Annotated in this window: 18 protein-coding genes; 9 read left to right on the top strand and 9 right to left on the bottom strand. The window is 71.3% G+C overall.

Going from position 1 to position 19,189, the window contains the following annotated elements:
- The first annotated feature begins 118 nt into the window (after window positions 1–118).
- From AC1DWT_RS20690 to AC1DWT_RS20665, 6 genes are all read left to right on the top strand, one after another.
- A complete protein-coding gene (locus AC1DWT_RS20690; RefSeq protein WP_095861037.1) occupies window positions 119–1,294 on the top strand; it encodes an AAA family ATPase in 1,176 nt (391 codons plus the stop codon).
- Window positions 1,291–2,265: a DUF58 domain-containing protein gene (locus tag AC1DWT_RS20685; RefSeq protein ID WP_095860601.1), complete on the top strand. Its 975-nt coding sequence runs from the start codon at window positions 1,291–1,293 to the stop codon at window positions 2,263–2,265. Before AC1DWT_RS20690 ends, AC1DWT_RS20685 begins: the two co-directional genes overlap by 4 nt.
- Entirely contained in the window at window positions 2,262–3,242 is a 981-nt protein-coding gene (locus AC1DWT_RS20680; protein WP_477921975.1) for a VWA domain-containing protein, read from the top strand. Before AC1DWT_RS20685 ends, AC1DWT_RS20680 begins: the two co-directional genes overlap by 4 nt.
- Before the next feature lie 93 nt (window positions 3,243–3,335).
- Window positions 3,336–4,085 (top strand): 3-oxoacyl-ACP reductase FabG1, encoded by a 750-nt coding sequence (gene fabG1 / locus AC1DWT_RS20675; RefSeq protein ID WP_477921973.1) that lies wholly within the window; start codon window positions 3,336–3,338, stop codon window positions 4,083–4,085.
- A 46-nt stretch (window positions 4,086–4,131) separates the two neighbouring features.
- Window positions 4,132–4,929 carry an NADH-dependent enoyl-ACP reductase InhA gene (gene inhA / locus AC1DWT_RS20670; RefSeq protein ID WP_005241845.1) on the top strand — a complete coding sequence of 266 codons (798 nt, stop codon included), beginning with the start codon at window positions 4,132–4,134 and terminating at the stop codon, window positions 4,927–4,929.
- A gap of 41 nt (window positions 4,930–4,970) precedes the next feature.
- On the top strand, window positions 4,971–6,080 hold the full coding sequence (locus AC1DWT_RS20665) for a ferrochelatase (protein ID WP_206015438.1): 1,110 nt from the start codon (window positions 4,971–4,973) through the stop codon (window positions 6,078–6,080).
- Here AC1DWT_RS20665 and AC1DWT_RS20660 read toward each other — a convergent pair.
- Window positions 6,046–6,855, bottom strand: coding sequence for a hypothetical protein (locus AC1DWT_RS20660; protein WP_477921971.1), 810 nt, complete (start codon window positions 6,853–6,855; stop codon window positions 6,046–6,048). The two genes, AC1DWT_RS20665 and AC1DWT_RS20660, sit on opposite strands and share 35 nt — an antisense overlap.
- A 67-nt stretch (window positions 6,856–6,922) precedes the next feature.
- On the opposite strand from AC1DWT_RS20660, the gene AC1DWT_RS20655 reads away from it, so the two are divergent.
- From AC1DWT_RS20655 to AC1DWT_RS20645, 3 genes are read left to right on the top strand one after another with little or no spacing between them, the layout of a single operon-like run.
- Complete coding sequence (locus AC1DWT_RS20655) at window positions 6,923–7,762, top strand: DUF3097 domain-containing protein (RefSeq protein WP_072942048.1); 840 nt, start codon at window positions 6,923–6,925, stop codon at window positions 7,760–7,762.
- A gap of 8 nt (window positions 7,763–7,770) precedes the next feature.
- Window positions 7,771–8,202 (top strand): NfeD family protein, encoded by a 432-nt coding sequence (locus tag AC1DWT_RS20650; RefSeq protein WP_072942046.1) that lies wholly within the window; start codon window positions 7,771–7,773, stop codon window positions 8,200–8,202.
- Window positions 8,203–9,402: an SPFH domain-containing protein gene (locus tag AC1DWT_RS20645; RefSeq protein ID WP_072942045.1), complete on the top strand. Its 1,200-nt coding sequence runs from the start codon at window positions 8,203–8,205 to the stop codon at window positions 9,400–9,402.
- A 7-nt stretch (window positions 9,403–9,409) separates the two neighbouring features.
- Here AC1DWT_RS20645 and AC1DWT_RS20640 read toward each other — a convergent pair whose 3' ends face one another.
- From AC1DWT_RS20640 to AC1DWT_RS20605, 8 genes are all read right to left on the bottom strand, one after another.
- Complete coding sequence (locus tag AC1DWT_RS20640; protein ID WP_206015439.1) at window positions 9,410–10,111, bottom strand: thioesterase II family protein; 702 nt, start codon at window positions 10,109–10,111, stop codon at window positions 9,410–9,412.
- Between the two features lie 4 nt (window positions 10,112–10,115).
- Window positions 10,116–14,411, bottom strand: a complete 4,296-nt coding sequence (locus tag AC1DWT_RS20635; RefSeq protein WP_206015440.1) for a type I polyketide synthase — start codon at window positions 14,409–14,411, stop codon at window positions 10,116–10,118.
- Entirely contained in the window at window positions 14,408–14,695 is a 288-nt protein-coding gene (locus AC1DWT_RS20630; protein WP_072942039.1) for an acyl carrier protein, read from the bottom strand. Before AC1DWT_RS20630 ends, AC1DWT_RS20635 begins: the two co-directional genes overlap by 4 nt.
- A gap of 26 nt (window positions 14,696–14,721) precedes the next feature.
- Window positions 14,722–16,473: a fatty acyl-AMP ligase gene (locus AC1DWT_RS20625; protein WP_206015441.1), complete on the bottom strand. Its 1,752-nt coding sequence runs from the start codon at window positions 16,471–16,473 to the stop codon at window positions 14,722–14,724.
- A 134-nt stretch (window positions 16,474–16,607) separates the two neighbouring features.
- Complete coding sequence (locus AC1DWT_RS20620; protein WP_072942036.1) at window positions 16,608–17,135, bottom strand: hypothetical protein; 528 nt, start codon at window positions 17,133–17,135, stop codon at window positions 16,608–16,610.
- The gene (locus tag AC1DWT_RS20615; RefSeq protein ID WP_072942034.1) at window positions 17,132–17,713 is read right to left on the bottom strand and encodes a hypothetical protein; all 582 of its coding nucleotides are present in this window, start codon (window positions 17,711–17,713) and stop codon (window positions 17,132–17,134) included. The genes AC1DWT_RS20620 and AC1DWT_RS20615 overlap by 4 nt, the downstream gene beginning before the upstream one ends.
- A gap of 59 nt (window positions 17,714–17,772) precedes the next feature.
- Complete coding sequence (locus AC1DWT_RS20610) at window positions 17,773–18,483, bottom strand: TVP38/TMEM64 family protein (RefSeq protein ID WP_244163569.1); 711 nt, start codon at window positions 18,481–18,483, stop codon at window positions 17,773–17,775.
- A 49-nt stretch (window positions 18,484–18,532) separates the two neighbouring features.
- A partial coding sequence (locus tag AC1DWT_RS20605) for a PaaI family thioesterase (RefSeq protein WP_477921966.1) occupies window positions 18,533–19,189 on the bottom strand: 657 nt, incomplete at its 5' end.

The following is a 19,189-nucleotide window of genomic DNA, read 5'->3' as shown; positions in this document are numbered from 1 at the left end:
CGTGAACGGGCGGAACGATCTAGGTGAAAGCGGTGGATTCTTGGTGACCTCACGTGATGATGCGGTATCGGAGGGTGCAGCCCGGAAGGAGTCGCCCGCGAAGGCCGCTCCCGAAGGTGTGAAGAACGGGGGTGCGTCCAACGGATCGGGTCCCCAGAACGCCACCGCGCCGACGGCACCCTCACAGGATGCGGGCACGCAGGCCGCGCTGACGAAGTCGGTCGCGCCCAATCTCGCCGCCGACGTTCAGACGCTGGAACGCGCGATCTACGAGGTCAAACGCGTGATCGTCGGGCAGGACCGGCTGGTGGAGCGGATCCTGGTCGGTCTGCTCGCGAAGGGGCACGTACTGCTCGAGGGTGTGCCGGGTGTGGCGAAGACCCTGGCCGTCGAGACGTTCGCGAAGGTGGTCGGCGGGTCGTTCTCGCGCGTCCAGTTCACCCCGGACCTGGTGCCCACCGACCTGATCGGTACGCGCATCTACCGGCAGGGGCGGGAGGAGTTCGACACCGAACTCGGCCCGGTCGTCGCGAACTTCGTGCTCGCCGACGAGATCAACCGCGCACCGGCGAAGGTGCAGTCGGCGCTGCTCGAGGTGATGGCCGAGCGGCACGTCTCGATCGGCGGCAAGCGGTACCATATGCCCGACCCGTTCCTGGTGATGGCGACGCAGAACCCGATCGAGAACGAGGGTGTGTACCCGCTGCCGGAGGCGCAGCGCGACCGCTTCCTGTTCAAGATCCTCGTCGACTATCCGACGGTGGAGGAGGAGCGCGAGATCGTCTACCGGATGGGTGTCGATGCGCCGGAACCGCACCAGGTTCTCGATCCCGAGGAACTCGTCCGCCTGCAGAAGGTCGCGAGCGGTGTGTTCGTGCACCATGCGCTCGTCGACTACGTGGTCCGGGTCATCGCGGCCACCCGCACGCCGGCGGAGTTCGGTCTCCCCGACGTCGACGGCTGGATCGCGTACGGCGCGTCACCGCGTGCGACGCTGGGCATCATCTCCTCGGCGCGGGCGCTGGCGTTGCTGCGCGGGCGTGACTACGTGGTGCCGCAGGACGTGCTCGAGGTGATCCCGGACGTTCTGCGTCACCGTCTCGTGCTGTCCTACGACGCTCTCGCCGACGAGGTGAGCCCGGACGACGTGATCTCCCGTGTGCTGCAGACGGTGGGTCTGCCGCAGATCGCCGCACAGCCGACGACGGTCCCGGCCGCTCCCGCCGGTCACAACGGACCGCCTGTCCCGTCCACGTCGGTGCCCGGACCGACGGCGATGAGCCAGCCACGGTGAGTGCGCGTACCGCCGGTGCGCAGAGTTCCGGCCCGCCGCCGTCGTTTCGCTCCGGCGAACTCCGTGATCCCAAACTGTCCGCTGCGCTGCGGACGCTGGAACTGACCGTCCGCCGACGCCTCGACGGTGTGCTGCACGGCGACCACCTGGGCCTGATCCCGGGTCCGGGCTCGGAGCCGGGTGATGCGCGCGAGTACCAGCCGGGTGACGACGTCCGTCAGATGGACTGGTCGGTGACCGCCCGGACGACGCACCCGCACGTCCGGCAGTCGGTCGCGGACCGGGAGTTGGAGACGTGGCTCGTCGTCGACTTGTCGTCGAGCCTGGACTTCGGTACCGCCGGGTGCGAGAAGCGGGATCTGGTGGTGGCTGCGGCCGCCGCCGTCACGCATCTGACCAGCGGCGGCGGCAACCGGATCGGGGCGATCGTCTCCACCGGCGCCCAGACCACCCGGATCCCGGCCCGCGGCGGCCGGATCCACGCGCAGGCGATGTTGCGTCAGATCGCGACCACCCCGCACGCCCCGGACGGGGTGCGGGGCGACCTGCAGGGGGCGGTGGAGTCGCTGCGCCGGCCGCAGCGCCGCCGCGGTCTTGCCGTCGTGATCAGTGACTTCCTGGGACCGATCGACTGGGAGCGGTCGCTGCGGGCCATCTCAGGGCGCCACGACGTACTCGGTGTCGAGGTGCTCGACCCGCGAGATCTGGAATTACCCGACCTGGGGGATGTAGTGCTGCACGATCCGGAGTCCGGACGGACCCGCGAGTTCACGACCACACCGCAACTGCGCGCCGACTTCGCGCGCGCCGCGGACGAGCACCGCCTGCAGGTGGAGCAGTCGTTGCGGGGGTGCGGTGCCCCGCTGCTCAGCCTGCGGACTGACCGGGACTGGATCTCGGACGTGGTGCGGTTCGTGTCCGCCCGGAAACACAGTTACGGGACCGCGACGAACCAGAGGTCCCGCCGGTGAGTCTTTCGCAGTTCACCTCACCGTGGTGGTTGCTGTTCCTCCTGGTGGTCGTGGYGTTGGTCGCGGGATACGTGTGGGTACAGCGGCAGCGGCAGAAGCACACCCTGCGGTTCACCAACTACGCGTTGCTCGAGAAGGTCGCGCCGTCGCGGCCGGGCCGGGCCCGGCACATCCCGGCGCTGCTGATGGTGCTGGCGCTGGTGTTCTTCAGTGTGGCGCTGGCCGGCCCGACGGAGGACAAGCGGGTTCCGCGGAACCGGGCCACCGTGATCCTCGTCATCGACGTGTCGTTGTCGATGAAGGCGACCGACGTGGAACCGACCCGTCTGGCCGCCGCGCAGGACGCCGCGAAGTCGTTCGCCGACGGGCTCACCCCCGGCATCAACCTCGGTCTCGTCGCGTTCGCAGGCACCGCGTCGGTGCTGGTATCGCCGACCACCAACCGGGAGGCCACCAAGGTCGCGATCGACAATCTGCAGCTGAGCGAGCGGACCGCCACCGGTGAGGCGATCTTCACATCGCTGCAGTCGATCGACACGCTGGCCGCGGTGCTCGGCGGCAGTGATCAGGCGCCGCCCGCCCGCATCGTGCTGCTCTCGGACGGCAAGCAGACGGTCCCCGAGAATCCGGACGATCCGCGCGGCGGGTTCACCGCGGCCCGGCAGGCGAAGGACAAGGACGTTCCCATCTCGACGATCTCGTTCGGCACCAGCTACGGCAAGGTCGAGATCGAGGACGAACGCATCCCGGTGCCCGTCGACGACCCGTCGCTGCGGGAGATCGCGAATCTCTCCGGCGGCAGCTTCTTCACGGCGTCGAGCCTGGAGGAACTGCGCGACGTCTACGACACCCTCGAGGAGCAGATCGGGTTCGAGACCACCCGCGGCGACGCCAGCCGCCCGTGGCTCGTGCTGGGTGTCCTCTCCGCCACGGCGGGGCTGATCCTCGCGCTGGTCCTGCGTCAACGGCTGCCGTGATCTGCGTTCCGCCGGCGTTCTCGGCATCAGAGCCCTGCTGACCGCGGCCCCGCGCTTCCACTCCTGCACATCTGAACAGATAGGTTTATCCGCATGTCTACCCCAGAAACTACTGACGCGTCGGTGAGGACGGTGTCCACTCCCCGGTCGGTGCTCGTCACCGGCGGCAACCGCGGGATCGGCCTCGCTGTCGCGCAGCGCCTCGCGGCGGACGGGCACAAGGTCGCGGTCACGCACCGCGGTTCGGGTGCGCCCGAGGGTCTGTTCGGCGTCCAGTGCGACGTCACGGACACCGAGTCGATCGACCGTGCCTTCAAGGAAGTGGAGGCGCACCAGGGTCCGGTCGAGGTCCTCGTCGCGAACGCCGGCATCACCGACGACACGCTGATCATGCGGATGACCGAGGAACAGTTCACCTCCGTCGTCGACGCCAACCTGACCGGCGCGTTCCGCGTCGCGAAGCGCGCCACCCGGTCGATGCTGCGGTCACGGTTCGGCCGGTTCGTGTTCCTCGGGTCGGTCGTCGGGCTCGCCGGCGGTCCCGGCCAGGTCAACTACGCGGCGTCGAAGGCCGGTGTGGTCGGCATCGCGCGGTCGCTGACCCGCGAACTCGGGTCCCGGTCGATCACCGCGAACGTGGTGGCCCCGGGATTCATCGACACCGACATGACCGCGGTCMTCGACGACAAGTACAAGGACATGATCACCGGCGCCGTCCCGCTGCAGCGGCAGGGCAAGCCCGAGGAGGTCGCCGCGGTGGTGAGCTTCCTGGCCTCCGACGATTCCGCGTACGTCTCCGGCGCGGTGATCCCCGTCGACGGCGGCCTCGGCATGGGCCACTAGAACTCCCACACCACTTCCCGGACTTTTCTTCACAGGAGGACACCTCATGGGCGGATTGCTCGAAGGTAAGACCATTCTCGTCACCGGCATCATCACGGACGCGTCCATCGCGTTCCACGTCGCCAAGGTCGCCCAGGAACAGGGCGCCAAGGTGATCATCACCGGATTCGACCGTCTCCGGCTGATCGACCGCATCGCGCAGCGGCTGCCGCAGCCGGTGCCGCCGGCGCTCGAACTCGACGTGCAGAACCCCGAGCACCTCGCGAGCCTCGCCGACCGGATCCGGGAGATCGCGCCGGAGGGTGTCGACGGCGTCGTGCACTCCATCGCGTTCGCGCCGCGGTCCTGCCTGGGCAGCCCGTTCTTCGACGCACCGTGGTCCGACGTCGGGGTGGCGTTCGAGGTGTCGGCGTACTCGTACGCGTCCCTGTCGAAGGCGCTGCTGCCGGTGCTGAACGACAACGCGTCGATCGTCGGCATGGACTTCGACCCGGCGCGGGCGGTGCCGTTCTACAACTGGATGGGCGTCGCCAAGGCCACCCTCGAGTCGGTGAACCGGTATGTCGCCAAGGAGGTCGGCGAACGCGGTATCCGCTCCAACCTCGTCGCGGCGGGCCCGATCAAGACCCTCGCCGCCAAGGCCATCGCCGGCACCGCCACCGACGACGCCAAGCAGATGAACGAGCTGAACACGGCGTGGGACGAGCGCGCGCCCATCGGCTGGAACGTCGACGACCCGGAGCCGGTCGCGAAGACCGTGTGCACCGTGCTGTCCGACTGGCTGCCCGGCACCACCGCGTCGATCATCTACGTCGACGGTGGCGCCCACGCGATGGCCGGCTAGGGCACTACCCGGGGAGTGCGCCCCGAACGGCAGCACGGAAGATGGGGATCATGATCGCTGTGAATTCGACGGACGGTTCCGGTTCCCGGTTCGACGCCCTTCTTCTGTTGTCGTTCGGGGGTCCGGAGAAGCCCGAGGACGTGCGCCCGTTCCTGGAGAACGTCACCCGGGGCCGGGGGGTGCCGCCCGAACGTCTGGACGCGGTCGCCGAGCACTACCTGCATTTCGGGGGTGTGTCGCCGATCAACGCCCTCAACCGCGACATCATCTCCCGCGTCGAATCCGAATTGGCAAGCGCCGGAATCGATCTGCCCGTCTATTTCGGTAACCGGAACTGGCATCCGATGGTCGAGGACACGGTCGCCCGGATGGGTGCGGACGGTGTCCGCTCGGCCCTGGTGTTCCCGACGTCGGCGTGGGGCGGGTACTCGGGGTGCCGGCAATACCACGAGGACGTCTCCCGGGCGCGGGCCGTGGCCGGCGACGGGGCGCCGCACCTGCTGAAGCTGCGGCAGTACTACGACCACCCGCTGCTGATCGGGGCGTTCGCCGACGCCGTCCGGGCGGCCGCCGCGCAGCTCCCCGCCGAGCACCGGGCAGACGCGCGACTCGTGTTCACCGCCCACTCCGTGCCGGTCTCCGCGGACGTCAACGCCGGACCGCCCGCGGAGGGCGGCCGCCTCTACAGCCGGCAGGTGGCCGAGGCCGCGAGGCTCACCGCCCGCGCCGCCGGCTTCGACGACTTCGATCTGGTGTGGCAGTCCCGGTCCGGGCCACCCCAGGTGCCGTGGCTCGAACCGGACATCTGCGACCACCTCGACACCCTCGCCGGCGACGGCGTGCGCGCGGTGATCGCGTGCCCGGTCGGATTCGTCTCCGACCACCTCGAGGTGGTGTGGGACCTGGACACCGAGGCGCGGGACAAGGCCGCCGAACTCGGCATCGACTTCGTGCGCGCGGCCACACCCGGGACGGACCGGCGGTTCGCGGAACTCGTGGTCGCACTCGTCACCGAGCAGCTGACCGGCGCGTCCGCCGCGCGGCTCGGATCCGAGCCGCTGCTCGGGTCCACCCTGGACGGCGAATCCTGCGCGGTCGACTGCTGCAAGGCCGTCGTCAGGCCGTCAGGCCGTCCCGCGCACACGCATTGACGGCGGCGGTGCGCGCCGAGCGCACCGCCGAACGCAGCGGCCGCAGCAGGTCCTCGAGGGTGGCCGCGCCCGACGCGGACACGGTGCGGGCGGGGGCCATCTGCTCGGCGACGGTGAGGATCGCGGCCACCTGATCGGCCGAGTCCAGGATCCGCAGCGCCCGCGGCGCGATCGTCGTCGGGTACCGGTGCAGCGCGGACTTCGCCAGCGCATCGGCGATCAGGGCGCGCGGATCGGCGCCGAAACCGGAGTCGAGCATGTGCAGGGCCTCGAGCGCGGCCGCGGCGTCGCGCACCGCCGCCCGCATCGTGAACTCGGCCTCACCCAGACCGGTGTGGTGGGCGTCGAGGGGGAGCCGCTCGATCGTCGACACCGTCCACCGCAGCACGTCGGGACCCTCGACGTGCGGGACGAGCCCCGTCCCGGACCGGCCGGGCGGCCCGACGAGGACACCTTCGCCGGTGCCGATCGCGGCGGACGCGAACTCGGTGCCCGCGGGCAACCCGCGCACGTCCCCCGGCCCGGGCAGGACCAGCCGGATCTCGGTCTCGGGTTGCGACACGGAACGGCGCATCGTCTGCAGCAACGCCGTCACCCCGGCGTCCTGCGGGTCGGGCCACGGCAGTCCGGTGCGCCGGGCCGTGTCCTGATCCTCCGCGCAGGCGAGATGCATCGGCGCCCACGCGTGGAGGGCGTCGATGACGTCGTCGGGTGCACTGTTCCCGGCGAGCCAGGAACTGGCCCACACGGTGAGAGTGGCGCTGGGTGAAGTCACGATAAACGAGCATATGTCGGCGTGGCGGCGTGTGTGTAACGGCGCCGCTGGCATAGCGTCAGCGCCCGTGAGCGGAGGCGACAGATACGGCGACATCTTTTCCGGACACCCACGCGCGAGGAAGCCGGTGACGCCGACGGTCCCGGCCGAACGGGACCTCGTGGTCGAGGACGCGGGCACCGGGTTCTGCGGGGCGGTGGTGGGGTTCGAACGCACCTACGACGGCGATTTCGTCCGGCTCGAGGACGGGGCGCGGCGCACCCGGTTGTTCGCGATGCGGGAGGCGGCGTTCCTGATCGACGGGAAACCGGTCACCCTGGTGCGCCCCGCGGCCAAGCCCGCCGGTCCGCCGGCCACCCGGTCGGCATCGGGGTCGACGAAGGTCGAGGGGCTGCGGGCCCGGACCGCGCTGGCCAGCCGGATCTGGGTGGAGGGCGTCCACGACGCCGCCCTGGTGGAACGGGTGTGGGGGCACGACCTGCGCGTCGAGGGGGTCGTCGTCGAGCACCTGGAGGGCCTCGACAACCTCGGGGAGCGGCTCGCGGAGTTCCGCCCCGGACCGGGACGGCGCGTCGGCGTGCTCGTCGACCACCTCGTCACCGGGTCCAAGGAAACCCAGCTCACGCAGGGGCTCGGTCCGAACGTGCTCGTCACCGGGCACCCGTTCATCGACGTGTGGGAGGCGGTCCGGCCGTCGGCGGTGGGTATCGCGGCCTGGCCGAAGATTCCGCGCGGTGAGGACTGGAAGACCGGGGTGTGCCGCGAGTTGGGCTGGGGGACACCGCGCGACGGGTGGCGCCGGGTGTACTCGGCCGTCGACACGTTCCGCGACCTGGAGGCGCCGCTGATCGGGGCGGTCGAACAGCTGGTCGACTTCGTCACCGTCGGTTCCGGAGATTCTGGTTAGATGGTGTTGTGGCTGCATTGATTTGGCTGGTAGCGGGGGTGCTGCTCGCCGCCGCCGAAGCGTTGACGGGGGACTTCTTCCTCCTCATGCTGGCGGGCGGTGCGCTGGCCACGGCCGGGGTCACCGCGATCACCGACTTCCCGGTCTGGGTCGACGCGGTGATCTTCGGAATACTGTCCCTCGCGCTGATCCTCGGGGTACGCCCGGTGTTGTTGCGCAAGTTCGAGACACCGCCGCCGACCCCGACGGGGATCGAGGCGCTCACCGGCAAGCAGGCCCTGGTGCTCGAGGAAGTCGCCGAGCACGCCGGGCAGATCAAACTCGGCGGGGACGTGTGGACGGCCCGCCCGCTCGACAGCACGGAAGTGTATCCACCGGGAACGACCGTGACGGTAATGCAAATTGACGGCGCGACCGCCGTCGTATGGAGGGGACCGTAGATGGCAGCACTCATCGTGTTGATCGTGCTCGTGTTGTTCGTTGCGCTGGTGGTGGCCAAATCGGTGGCGCTGGTGCCGCAGGCCGAGGCCGCGGTGATCGAGCGACTCGGCCGGTACTCGCGGACCGTGTCGGGTCAGCTGACGTTCCTGATCCCGTTCGCGGACCGCATCCGGGCCAAGGTGGATCTGCGCGAACGGGTGGTGTCGTTCCCGCCGCAGCCGGTGATCACCCAGGACAACCTGACGTTGAACATCGATACCGTGGTGTACTTCCAGGTCACCAACCCGCAGGCCGCGGTGTACGAGATCAGCAACTACATCGTCGGTGTCGAGCAGTTGACCACCACCACGCTGCGCAACGTCGTCGGCGGCATGACGCTGGAGGAGACGCTCACCTCGCGTGACTCCATCAACGGGCAGCTGCGCGGGGTGCTGGACGAGGCCACCGGCCGCTGGGGTCTGCGCGTCGCCCGGGTCGAACTCAAGAGCATCGATCCGCCGCCGTCGATCCAGGAGTCGATGGAGAAGCAGATGAAGGCGGACCGCGAGAAGCGGGCCACCATCCTCACCGCCGAGGGGCACCGGGAGTCGGCGATCAAGACGGCGGAGGGCGACAAGCAGTCCCGCATCCTCGCCGCGGAGGGCGCGAAGCAGGCGTCGATCCTCACCGCGGAGGGTGAGCGGCAGTCCCGGATCCTGCGAGCGCAGGGCGATCGGGCCGCCAAGTACCTGCAGGCGCAGGGTCAGGCGAAGGCGATCGAAAAGGTGTTCGCCGCAATCAAGTCCGGCAAACCCACCCCCGAACTCCTCGCGTACCAGTACCTGCAGACATTGCCGCAGATGGCGCAGGGCGACGCGAACAAGGTGTGGCTGGTGCCCAGCGACTTCGGTGACGCCCTCAAGGGTTTCGCGAAGACCCTCGGCGCGCAGGGGCAGGACGGGGTGTTCCGGTACGAGCCGTCCACCACGGACGAGGATCTGCCCAAGCCCGAGGACGATTCGGAAGAGGTCGCCGACTGGTTCGAGACCAAGTCCGACCCGGCCATCGCGCAAGCCGTCCGGGCCGCGGAGGTCGAGGCGCGGCAGCCCGTCGACGGTCCGGGACCGCTCACGAAGCCCGGCGGCGCCGACGAGCACGCGCCGCTGTACCCGGGGGGAGCGCCCGGGCAGTTGCCGCCGCCCGTCCCCCCGCACGGCTGACCCCCGCCTACCCGGCCGCGGCGTAGCGGCGCAGCAGCGGCCGGAGTACCCGGAAGAGCTGTTCGGGTGCGTGGTCGAGGTAGAAGTGATCGCCCGCCAGCATGCGCACCCCGGACAGCCGTGTGGTGTGCCGATCCCAGGCGTGCAGTTCCCGCTCGCCGACCAGCGGGTCGGCGTCCCCGCCGAACACGTGCGCCGGGCAGCTGAGCGGCGGGTCGCCGGGGTCGCGGAAGGCGGTGCACAGGCGCAGATCGTCGCGCAGCGCGGGAAGGTAGCGGTCCAGGAAGTCCGGCAGGTCCGGGAGGCCGGCGGGAACACCCCCGGCGGCGCGCAGCACCGCGATCAGGGCCGCGTCGTCCAGGCCGTCGACCGGCGGTAGCGGTGCGGGCAGGTGCGGCGCCGCGTACCCGGACAGCAGCAGCGCCCGCGGGAGTGGGTGACCGCTCGCGCGCCGACGGCACGCGAGCCGGTACGCCACCAGCGCACCCATGCTGTGGCCGAAGAACACATGCGGCGCCGTGAGCTGTTCGGCGAGTTCGGAGTCGAGTGCGGCGACGAGGGAATCGACGTCGGTGAACCCGGCCCCGCCCGCGCACCGGGGCAGGTGCACGGGCCGCACCGACACGTGCGGGCCCAGGGCGCGGTGCCAGTGGCGGTACGTCGTGGGCCCGCCGCCGGCGTGCGGGAAGCAGAACAGCCGGAGGGGCACGGCGCTACGCGGCCGCGGCGAGCGCGCCGAGTTCCTCGGCGAGAGCCGCCACGGTGGACCGGATCTGGTCCTCGGTGTGGCAGGAGGTGACGAAGAAGCGCAACCGCGCGAGATTCTCCGGCACCGCCGGGTAGAGGATGGGGTTGACGTTGATGCCGCGCCGGAGCAGCGCACCCGACAGCGCGAGGGTGCGTAGTGAATCCCCGACGATGCAGGGGATGACCGGGGTGTCCCCGCTGTCCCCGGTGTCGATTCCGGCGTCCGCGGCGAGTTGCAGGAACAGCCGGGAGTTGCGACGCAACCTGCCGAGGGCCTCGGGTTCGGCGCGCATCTGCCGGATCGCGGCCAGGGACGCCGCGGCATTCATCGGCGTCATCCCGACGCTGTAGACGAAGCCGGGCGTCGTGTACTTCAGGAACCGGATCAGTTCGGCGCTGCCCGCGACATAGCCGCCGCACCCGGCCAGCGCCTTCGACATCGTGCCCGACCACAATTCCACGTCGTCGCGGTCGACGCCGAAGTGCTCGCCGATGCCGCCGCCGGTGGCGCCGAGCACCCCGATGCTGTGCGCCTCGTCGATCATCATCAGCGCCTGGTGCTTCTTCTTCACCGCGATCATCGCGGGCAGGTCGGGAATGTCGCCGTCCTGGCTGTACACGCCCTCGATGAGAATGAGGACCCGCCGGTACCGCGAGCGGATCGCGGTGAGCAGGGCATCGAGCGCCGCGTGGTCGTTGTGCGGGAACGGGCGCCGGGTGGCGCCGGACAGTGCGCAACCCTGCAGGATGCTGTCGTGCGCGAGGCTGTCGTGGACGACGAGGTCACCCTCCCCGAGGAGGTGGCCGATGACCGTGACGTTGGTGGCGTGCCCGCTGACGAGGGCGATGGCGTCGTCGGTTCCGAGCAGCCCGGCCAGTGCGGCCTCGAGTTCGCGGTGTACCGGTTTCTCCCCGGACAGCACGCGGCTGGCCGAGCAGGAGCTGCCGTAGCGGGCGACGGCGTCCTGGACCGCGGAGACGACGGCCGGGTGCCCGGACATGCCGAGGTAGTTGTAGCTGGAGAAGTTGAGGACCTCCGCGCCGTCGATCGTCGACGTGTCCCGGGTGACGCCGTCGTTGACGAGGAAGTACGGGTTGGTGACGCCGAGCCCCTCGGCGGCGGTCAGCCGTGCGGCGAGCGCCTGCACCTCCGGGAAGTCGGCGATGCGGAACTCGGGTGCCACCGCCGGTTCCGGGTCCGGGACGGGCGTCACGGCGGGCCGCGACCCGGGGACGCGGTGCGCCGTCACGTGGTCGATCACCTCGCCGAGCGTGCGGCCCGGTGTGAACCAGTCCGGTTCGACGACGAGACCGGGGAATGCGCGGCGCAACCCGCCGAACAGGTCGGTGATCATGATCGAGTCGAATCCGAGGTCGCCGGCGATCGTCTGCGTCGCGGTCAGCGCGGCCGCGGGGAATCCGCTGACCCGTGCGACTTCCGCGCGCACCCGGGTCGCGGTGTCGCCGGCCGACGCCGCTGGACCGGGCGCGGTGTCCGGTGTCGCCCCCGGGACGGACAGTCCCGTCCCGGGGACACCGGCGGCGGCGGCGAGCACGGCGGCCTGCTCCCGGAACAGAGCGATCAGGTGGTCCATGGTGGTGTCCTCGGGCTCGGCAGCGACGGTGGGTGGTGCGGGTTCGGCGGGTTGCGCCGCGGTGGGTGCGTTCTCGGGTGTCCAGAAGCGGGCGGTGGTCGCGAACGGGTACCCGCGCAGTCGCCGGCGGACCCGGGCGCCCGGCTCGTACAGCGCGTCCCACGCCGGGTCGTGGCCGTCCCGGTACAGGGCGGCGACGGTTGCGGGGAGTTCGTCGCCGGTGGCGGCCGGGCCGGGGCACGGCGCCAGGTGCCGCGCCAGCGAGCCGGGATGGGCGCGGGCGGTCAGCGGCAACAGGATTCGTGCGGGGCCCACCTCGATCAGGTGGGTGGGATCGCAGGTCAGGGCGGCCGCGGTGGCGTCCGCGAAGCGCACGGTGGCCGTGATGTGGTCGGTCCAGTAGGTCGCGTCCATCGGTTCGTTGACGTCGAGGAGCCGCCCCCGGGTGGTGGAGAAGATCGGGATCTCGGGCGGCCTGTACGTGCAGTCGGCGGCGACCTCGGCGAACGCGTCCCGGATCGGTGCCATCGCGGGGGAGTGGAAGGCGTGCGAGACGGTGAGCCTGCGGACGGGGACTCCGGCCGCGGTCAGCGCGGCGCCGATCCGGTCGACGGCGTCTGCCGCCCCCGACAGCACCACGTCCCGCGGCCCGTTCACCGCCGCCAGTGCGGCCGCGGGTTCGCCGGCGAGCAGGGCGGCGACGTCGTCCGGGGTGGCCCGCACCGCCAGCATCGTGCCGCCGGCGGGTAGTTGCTGCATGAGCCGTCCCCGCGCGACGATCAGCCGGCACGCGTCGTCCAGGCCGAACACGCCTGCGTGGGCGGCGGCCGCGTATTCGCCGACGCTGTGGCCGATCAGCCACGCCGGTTCGATGCCCAGTTCACCGAGCGTCCGGGCCAGCGCGTACTCGACCGCGAACAGGGCGGGTTGCGCGAACTCGGTGCGGTGGATGTCTTCGCCGGTGCCGAACAGCACGTCCCGGACCGAGCGGCCCAGGTGCGGGGTCATCCGCTCGTCCACGTCGGACAGCGCCCGCCGGTACGCGCCGTGCTTCTCGTGCAGGGCGCGGGACATTCCCGGGTACTGCGCGCCCTGCCCGGTGAAGAACCAGCCGACGCTGACCGGGCGGGCCGTCCCGGACAGCGACTCGAGCAGGTGTTCGTCACCGGCCGCCGCGCGCAGCGCCGCGACGGCCTCCTCCCGGTCGTGGGCGGGGAGCGCGAGCCGGTGGCGCCCGGATGCCTTGACCGTGTTCGTGCTCCAGCACACCCGGCCCAGTTCGGCGTGGGGGTGGGCGAGCAGATCGTCGGCCAGGGCGGCGGCGGTGCGGGCGAGGCCGTCCCGGTCGTTCGACGACAGGGTGAGCACGCCGCCGCCCGTGCTCGCCGCGTGCTGCTCGCCGGCGGGCGCCGCGGCGAGCAGCAGGTGGGCGTTGGTGCCGCCGAGCCCGAAACTGCTCACGGCGCCGTGCACGTCGCCGACGGGCAGCGGCATCGGCTCCGACAGGATCTGAAGACCGTTGTCCGCCAACCGGAGCCGCGGGTTGACATCCGCCGCGCCGCGGCTGGGCGGCACCACCCGGTGGTGCAGCGCCAGGGCTGCCTTGATCAGTCCGGCCACCCCGGCCGCGCCCTCGGTGTGACCGAGATTGCCCTTGATCGACCCGATCGCGCACGGCCGCGGGCGGGGCACCGCGTGGACGTGACCGAGGGCCTTGATCTCGATCATGTCGCCGAGCACCGTCCCGGTGCCGTGCGCCTCGACGAACGCGACCTGTGCGGGCGTGACACCCGCACGCCGGTACGCCTTCTCGACGACCTGCTGCTGGGCCCAGCGGTTGGGGGCGGTGATCCCGTTGCTGCGGCCGTCGTTGTTGACGGCGCTGCCCTTGATCACGGCGTAGATCGGCAGGCCCTCCGCCTGCGCGTCCGCGAGCCGGCGCAACACGAGTACCGCGACCCCCTCGCCGCGGCCGATTCCGTCGGCCGCACCGCTGAACGGTTTGCACCTGCCGTCCGGCGCGGACAGCCCGGCCTGCGTGTAGAAGACGTTCACCGTGGGGGTCAGGGTCAGGTTGACGCCCCCGGCGAGGGCCTGGTCGCAGTCCCCGGACCGCAGCGCCGCGCAGGCCAGGTGGACGGCGACGAGCGACGACGAGCAGGCGGTGTCGATCGCCATGCTCGGGCCCTGCAGGTTCAGCTGGTAAGAGACCCGGTTGGCGGTCATGAAATAGCCGTTGCCGCTGCCGAGCTGCGGAGTGATGCGCGGGAGGTCGCGCATCTGGAGATTCCACTCGTTGGCCATGACGCCGACGTACACGCCGGTGTTCGAACCGGCCTGGGCCCGCGGATCGAGTGCGGCGTCCTCGAACGCCCGCCACGCCGCCTGCAGCAGCAGCCGCTGTTGCGGGTCCATCGCCGCGGCCTCGCGGGGTGCGATGCCGAAGAAGTCGTGGTCGAAGGCGTCCGCGTCGGCGAGGAATCCGCCGCTGCGGTTGTTGACGGTGCCGGGACCACCGGCGGCGTCGAACACGACGTCCGCGTTCCAGCGTCCGGCGGGGACGTCGGTGATGCCGTCGCTGCCCTCCATCAGCAGCGTCCACAATGCGGCGGGGTCGGGGGCCTGCGGGAAGCGGCAGTCGAGGCCGACTATCGCGACGTCGGTCATGAGGCCTTCCGGTGCCGCAGTGCGGTTTCGCCGACGACGAAGACGGCCATCTCGGCGATCGTCGGGTAGTCGAACACCACGGTCGGATCGAGTTCGAGGTCCCACCGGTCCTCGATCTCGCCGCACAGGCTCACCGCGGACACCGATTCGATTCCCAGCTCGGCGAGGGGGAGGTGCGGATCGACGTCGTGCACCGGCCGTTCGGTGTGATCGGCGACCCGGCAGGCGAGCCAGTCGATGACGGGGGCGAGGTCGCGGCGGGTGATCTGCTCGGGGACGGGCATCGGGTACTCCTGGTCGGTGATCGGGGTCAGGCGGGCACGGCGGTGGTGGTCCGGAGGCGCTGCACCGCCGGGTCGATGTCCTCGTGCAGGACGGCGTCGACGCGGGACCGGAGGAACGAGGCGCGCATCGATCTGCGCTGGACCTTCCCGCTGGTGGTGCGGTGCACGCCGCGGCGGTCGACCAGCACCACACTCGGCGCGTGGACGTCGAAGGTCCGGGCGACGCCGAGCCTGATCCGGCGGGCGAGTGCGGGCAGTGTCAAGTCGTCGATCAGCGCGGTCCTGACCTCGTGGATCACCAGCAGCCGCTCGTGCTGCCCGGTGTCGAGCGAGAACACCACCCCGGCGGAACCGGTGAGCGCCGGATGCAGGTCCCGCACGGCCTCCTCGATGTCCTGGGGGTACAGGTTGCGGCCGTTGACGATCAGCAGGTCCTTCAGGCGGCCGGTGACGTAGAGGTGCCCGTCGTCGAACACCCCGAGGTCGCCGGTGCGCAGGTACGGTCCGTCGCCGTCGAGAGTGGCGCGGAACTTCTCCGCGGTCTCGTCCGGCCGTCTCCAGTAGCCGGCGGCGACGCTGCCGCCGGAGATCCAGATCTCCCCGACCCGCCCGCGCGGTTGCTCCCGGCCGGTGTGCGGGTCGACGATGCGGATGTCGCACCCGAACGGCCTGCCGCTGCCGACCAGCCGGGCGCCGCCGGCCTTCGGCGTCAGTTCGTGACGCTCCAGTGCGGCGGCGTCGACGTCGAGATACTTTGGGGCGCAGCCGACCTCGCTGGCGGTGGCGAGCAGGGTCGCCTCGGCCATGCCGTACGCGGTCAGGAAGGCACCCGCCCGGAAACCGACGGGCCCGAGCCGGTCGATCACGGCGTCGAGGGTGCGGGGCCGGATGGGTTCGGCCCCGTTCAGCGCCACCCGCACCGAGGACAAGTCCAGCCCGGCCAGTTGGTCGTCGGGGATCCGGCGGGCGACGAGGTCGTACGCGAAGTTCGGGCCGAGGGTCATGTCGGCGCGGTAGCTGTCGATCAGCTGCAACCAGCGCACCGGCCGTTTGAGGAAGGTCATCGGCGACATGAACGCGAGGTTGCCGCCGAAGTAGAGCGGCAGCAGCAGCATGCCGATCAGCCCCATGTCGTGGAAGTGCGGGAGCCAGCCGACCCCGGTCACCGTGTCGTCGGCGCCGTTGGCCTCGGTCATGGCGGCCGCGTTGTGCAGCAGGTTTCCGTGGGTCACCATCACGCCCTTCGGTTCGCTGGTGGAACCGGACGTGTACTGGAGGAAGGCCAGGGTGCCGGCGTCGAGTCCGGGCAGGCGCCAGTGGTCGGGGTCGGGGTCGCCGAGTTCGGCGGTGTCGGTGGCGGCGACGGAAACCGTGGCGGCGAGCCCGGACTCGCGGATCCAGCTGTCGAGCGGTTCGGCGACCGCGGACGTGGTGAGCACGAGGCGCACGTCGGCGTCCGCGAACATCGTGGCGACGCGCTGCATGCTGCGCTCGTCGTGCGGGACCGGTGCGGGTACGGCGACCACCCCGGCGTAGAGGCAGCCGAGAAACGCGCGGAGGAAGTCGATTCCGTCGACGTACAGCAGCATCACCGGGTGTTCGGCCTCGGGCCGCGTCGACAGCCACACCGCGAGTGCGCGGGCGTCCCGGTCCAGTTCGCGGTAGGTCACTTCCTCGGCGACGAGTTCGCGGCCGACCTCGCGGTGGTAGGTGTAGGACCGGTCGTCGCCGTAGACGGCGACCTGGGCGCGGACGTGGGACACGAAATCGGTAGGCAAGGATGCTCTCTCCCTCGGATTGGACGAGTACGACTCTCGTCCGCGCCGAGGCGGGAACCCATCACCCCCAGGGCTGGTTTCGCGCACCCCCGGGGTGAATGTCCCACACCGGTGGAGGTCACCGGGACGGGCTGCTACGTGATGAGGGCGCGGCCCGTTCCGCACACCGCGATCGCCCAGAGCACGCTGGTGAACGTGCCGATGATGAATTGTTCCGAGGCGTGCGCCTCGCGCAGTTCGGGGTAGCGGGCCAGTCCCTTGACCGCCAGTACGACGGCGATGCCCTCCGGCCAGGCCGCGAGGATCGAGACGGCGACGGCGGCACGCTCGAGGAGGCCGATGATCCGTCCGCCGCGCAGCGGCCCGGCGTCGGGTCGCGGGTCGGATCCGGCGTCGGGCTGGCGGCGCGCGATGCGGAACGCGGCCAGCACGAGCGGCGCCCCGCCGGTGGTCGCGGCCGCGACGCACAGGACGAGGGTCGCGGCGAGGGCGAACCCGGTGACCGGTGTGGTGGCGGATGCGGCGACCGCCGCGACGGTCAGGGCGAGCACGACCACGATCGGCGCCGCCCACTGCGACATCCAGCGGGGGCCGCGGGGCCCCGCGAGCACCAGGGGTGCGAGCGCGGCGACGCCGAGGGCGATGAGGGCCAGGGTCGTCACGTGTCCGCCTTGCGTAGGAGTCGTTCGGCCAGTCGTCGCCCCGCGGTCTCGACGTGCCAGCCCGCGGTGGAGAGTCGTTGGGAGACGGCCTGCTTGCTGATGCCCAGCGCGCGGGCCGCCTCGGTCTGGGTGGAGCCGCGCCGCATCTGCTCGACGGCCTCGCGGCCCTCCTCGGTGCGGCGCGCGACGAGGACCGCGACGAGGGCGAGCGCGGTGTCCGCGTCGGCGGCGCCGTCCGGGTCCGGACCCTCGACGGCCACCCGTCCGGGGGCGCTCTTGGCGCGGTCGACGGCGATCCGCGCGGATTCGAACGCGGGGCCGCGCCCGGCCCGGGTTTCGCTGGGGAGGGGTTCCTCGACGGGTCCGGCGCCGATGCCGATGCTCCAGTGTTCGCGGGCGACGAGGTCGAGGGCGAGGTCGACGACGGTCGCCGGGTCCGCGACGACGGCCTGGACCTCGTCGCCCGCGGTCCGCTGGAACGGGCGGACGAGGTCGCGGTGCGCGAATTCGGAGAGGAGTGGGGCGACACGGTCGATGTCGCGGCGGCTGCCGCGCTGGTCGACCGTCAACACGAACATGAGTCAAGGCTAGAAACTGGATATCACGATGTCAATACTCAAAGCTTGACTTCGCGGGTTCAAGACTGCGGGATTGACTCATCCTCGGCGGGGCGGTCGACAACCGGTTCCGGCACCGCGTCACCGGAACCGTCCAGCGGCCGCCGGGAATCCACCACCAGCCCGGCGATTCCGACGGCGATGCACACCGCGGACAGCACCAGGAGTCCCGGCTTCGTCTCCCCGGTGAGCGCGTCGCCGAGCACGACGATGCCGACGGTCCCCGGCAGCACACCGATCACCGTGGCCAGCACGTACGGGATCAGCCGGATCGAGGACACGCCTGCGCAGTAGTTCACCACGGAGAACGGGACGAACGCGATCAGCCGCAACGACCCCACCGCGAGCCAGCCGCGCCGGGCGATCCGCTCGTCCACCCGCCGGATCGTCGGGTTGGAGATGCGCTGCCACACCACGTCCCGGCCGACGGCACGCACCAGGTAGAGGGCGAGCACGGCGCTCACCGTCGACGCCAGCACCGCGATCGCGATGCCCAGCCACGCGCCGAACAGCAATCCGGCGCTGAGCGTGAACACCGTGCGGGGGAACGGGAACACCGTCACCACCGCGTGCACGGCGAAGAAGACGAGGGGAAACGCCGGACCGACGGAGTGCGCCCATTCCCGCACCTGCAGCACGGACGGATGCGGGGCCAGCAGCGCCACGACGACCAGCGCGACTGCCAGTACTGCGACGCCGATCACCCTGCGGTCCCCGAGGCGTCTCTTCACAGGGCACCAGGCTACCCGGGAGACCGGTCCGGGGCGCCGCGAGCGCCGGTCAGGGCAGCCGGCGGCGCCCGGTCACCGTCGCCTCGACGCAGACCCGCCCGCCCGACGTCCCGGCCACCCGGGTCGTCGCCACCGCGCGGCCCGCCCGCACCACGTCCGCGGTGAACGTCGTGTCGCAGCCCAGCGGAACCGGGCGGAAATAGTTGATCCGCACGGAAGCGGTGTCCATGTCCGCGCCCTGCCCGCTCAGGGCCGCGCTCGCGGCGAGGTCCGTCGCGCAGGCCTGGACGCCGCCGTGGACGAACCCGAGCTTGTTCGCGATCAGCGGGTTCGCCGGCACCACCACCCGCGTACCGGCGTCCTCGACCCGCCCGCCGATCCAGTCGAGCGGCGCGACCCCCGGTTCCGGGAACTCGGGGAGGGCGCCACCGTCCGGCGCCGGCGCCGGCAGGTCCACGAAGTTGCCCCACAGGGTGCCGGTGGCGATCAGGGTCCCGGCCGCATCGTGGACGCGGGCGGTGGAGATGCCGCCGTCGGCGGTGACCGCGAGGAGCCGGCTCTCCGCCCACAGCGCCGGGCCCCGCCACCGCCGGGGCGTGACGACGTCCATCGACAACTCGGCTGTGACCAGGCCGTCGCGTGTTCCGCGCCGGTCCCACACCGTGAATCCGAGGTTCCGCGCCGGTCCCACACCGTGAATCCGAGG

The sequence above is a fragment of the Rhodococcus sp. P4_B6 genome (genome assembly GCF_056402215.1).
Note: the sequence above shows the minus strand (reverse complement) of the source record. Positions and strands in the feature narration are given on the sequence as shown.

Coding starts and splice junctions, on each gene's coding strand:
- inhA (WP_005241845.1), top strand. CDS start 4,132: ATGGGCGGATTGCTCGAAGGTAAGACCATTCTCGTCACCGGCATCATC.
- AC1DWT_RS20665 (WP_206015438.1), top strand. CDS start 4,971: ATGGGGATCATGATCGCTGTGAATTCGACGGACGGTTCCGGTTCCCGG.
- AC1DWT_RS20645 (WP_072942045.1), top strand. CDS start 8,203: ATGGCAGCACTCATCGTGTTGATCGTGCTCGTGTTGTTCGTTGCGCTG.
- AC1DWT_RS20635 (WP_206015440.1), bottom strand. CDS start 14,411: ATGACCGACGTCGCGATAGTCGGCCTCGACTGCCGCTTCCCGCAGGCC.
- AC1DWT_RS20630 (WP_072942039.1), bottom strand. CDS start 14,695: ATGCCCGTCCCCGAGCAGATCACCCGCCGCGACCTCGCCCCCGTCATC.
- AC1DWT_RS20615 (WP_072942034.1), bottom strand. CDS start 17,713: ATGTTCGTGTTGACGGTCGACCAGCGCGGCAGCCGCCGCGACATCGAC.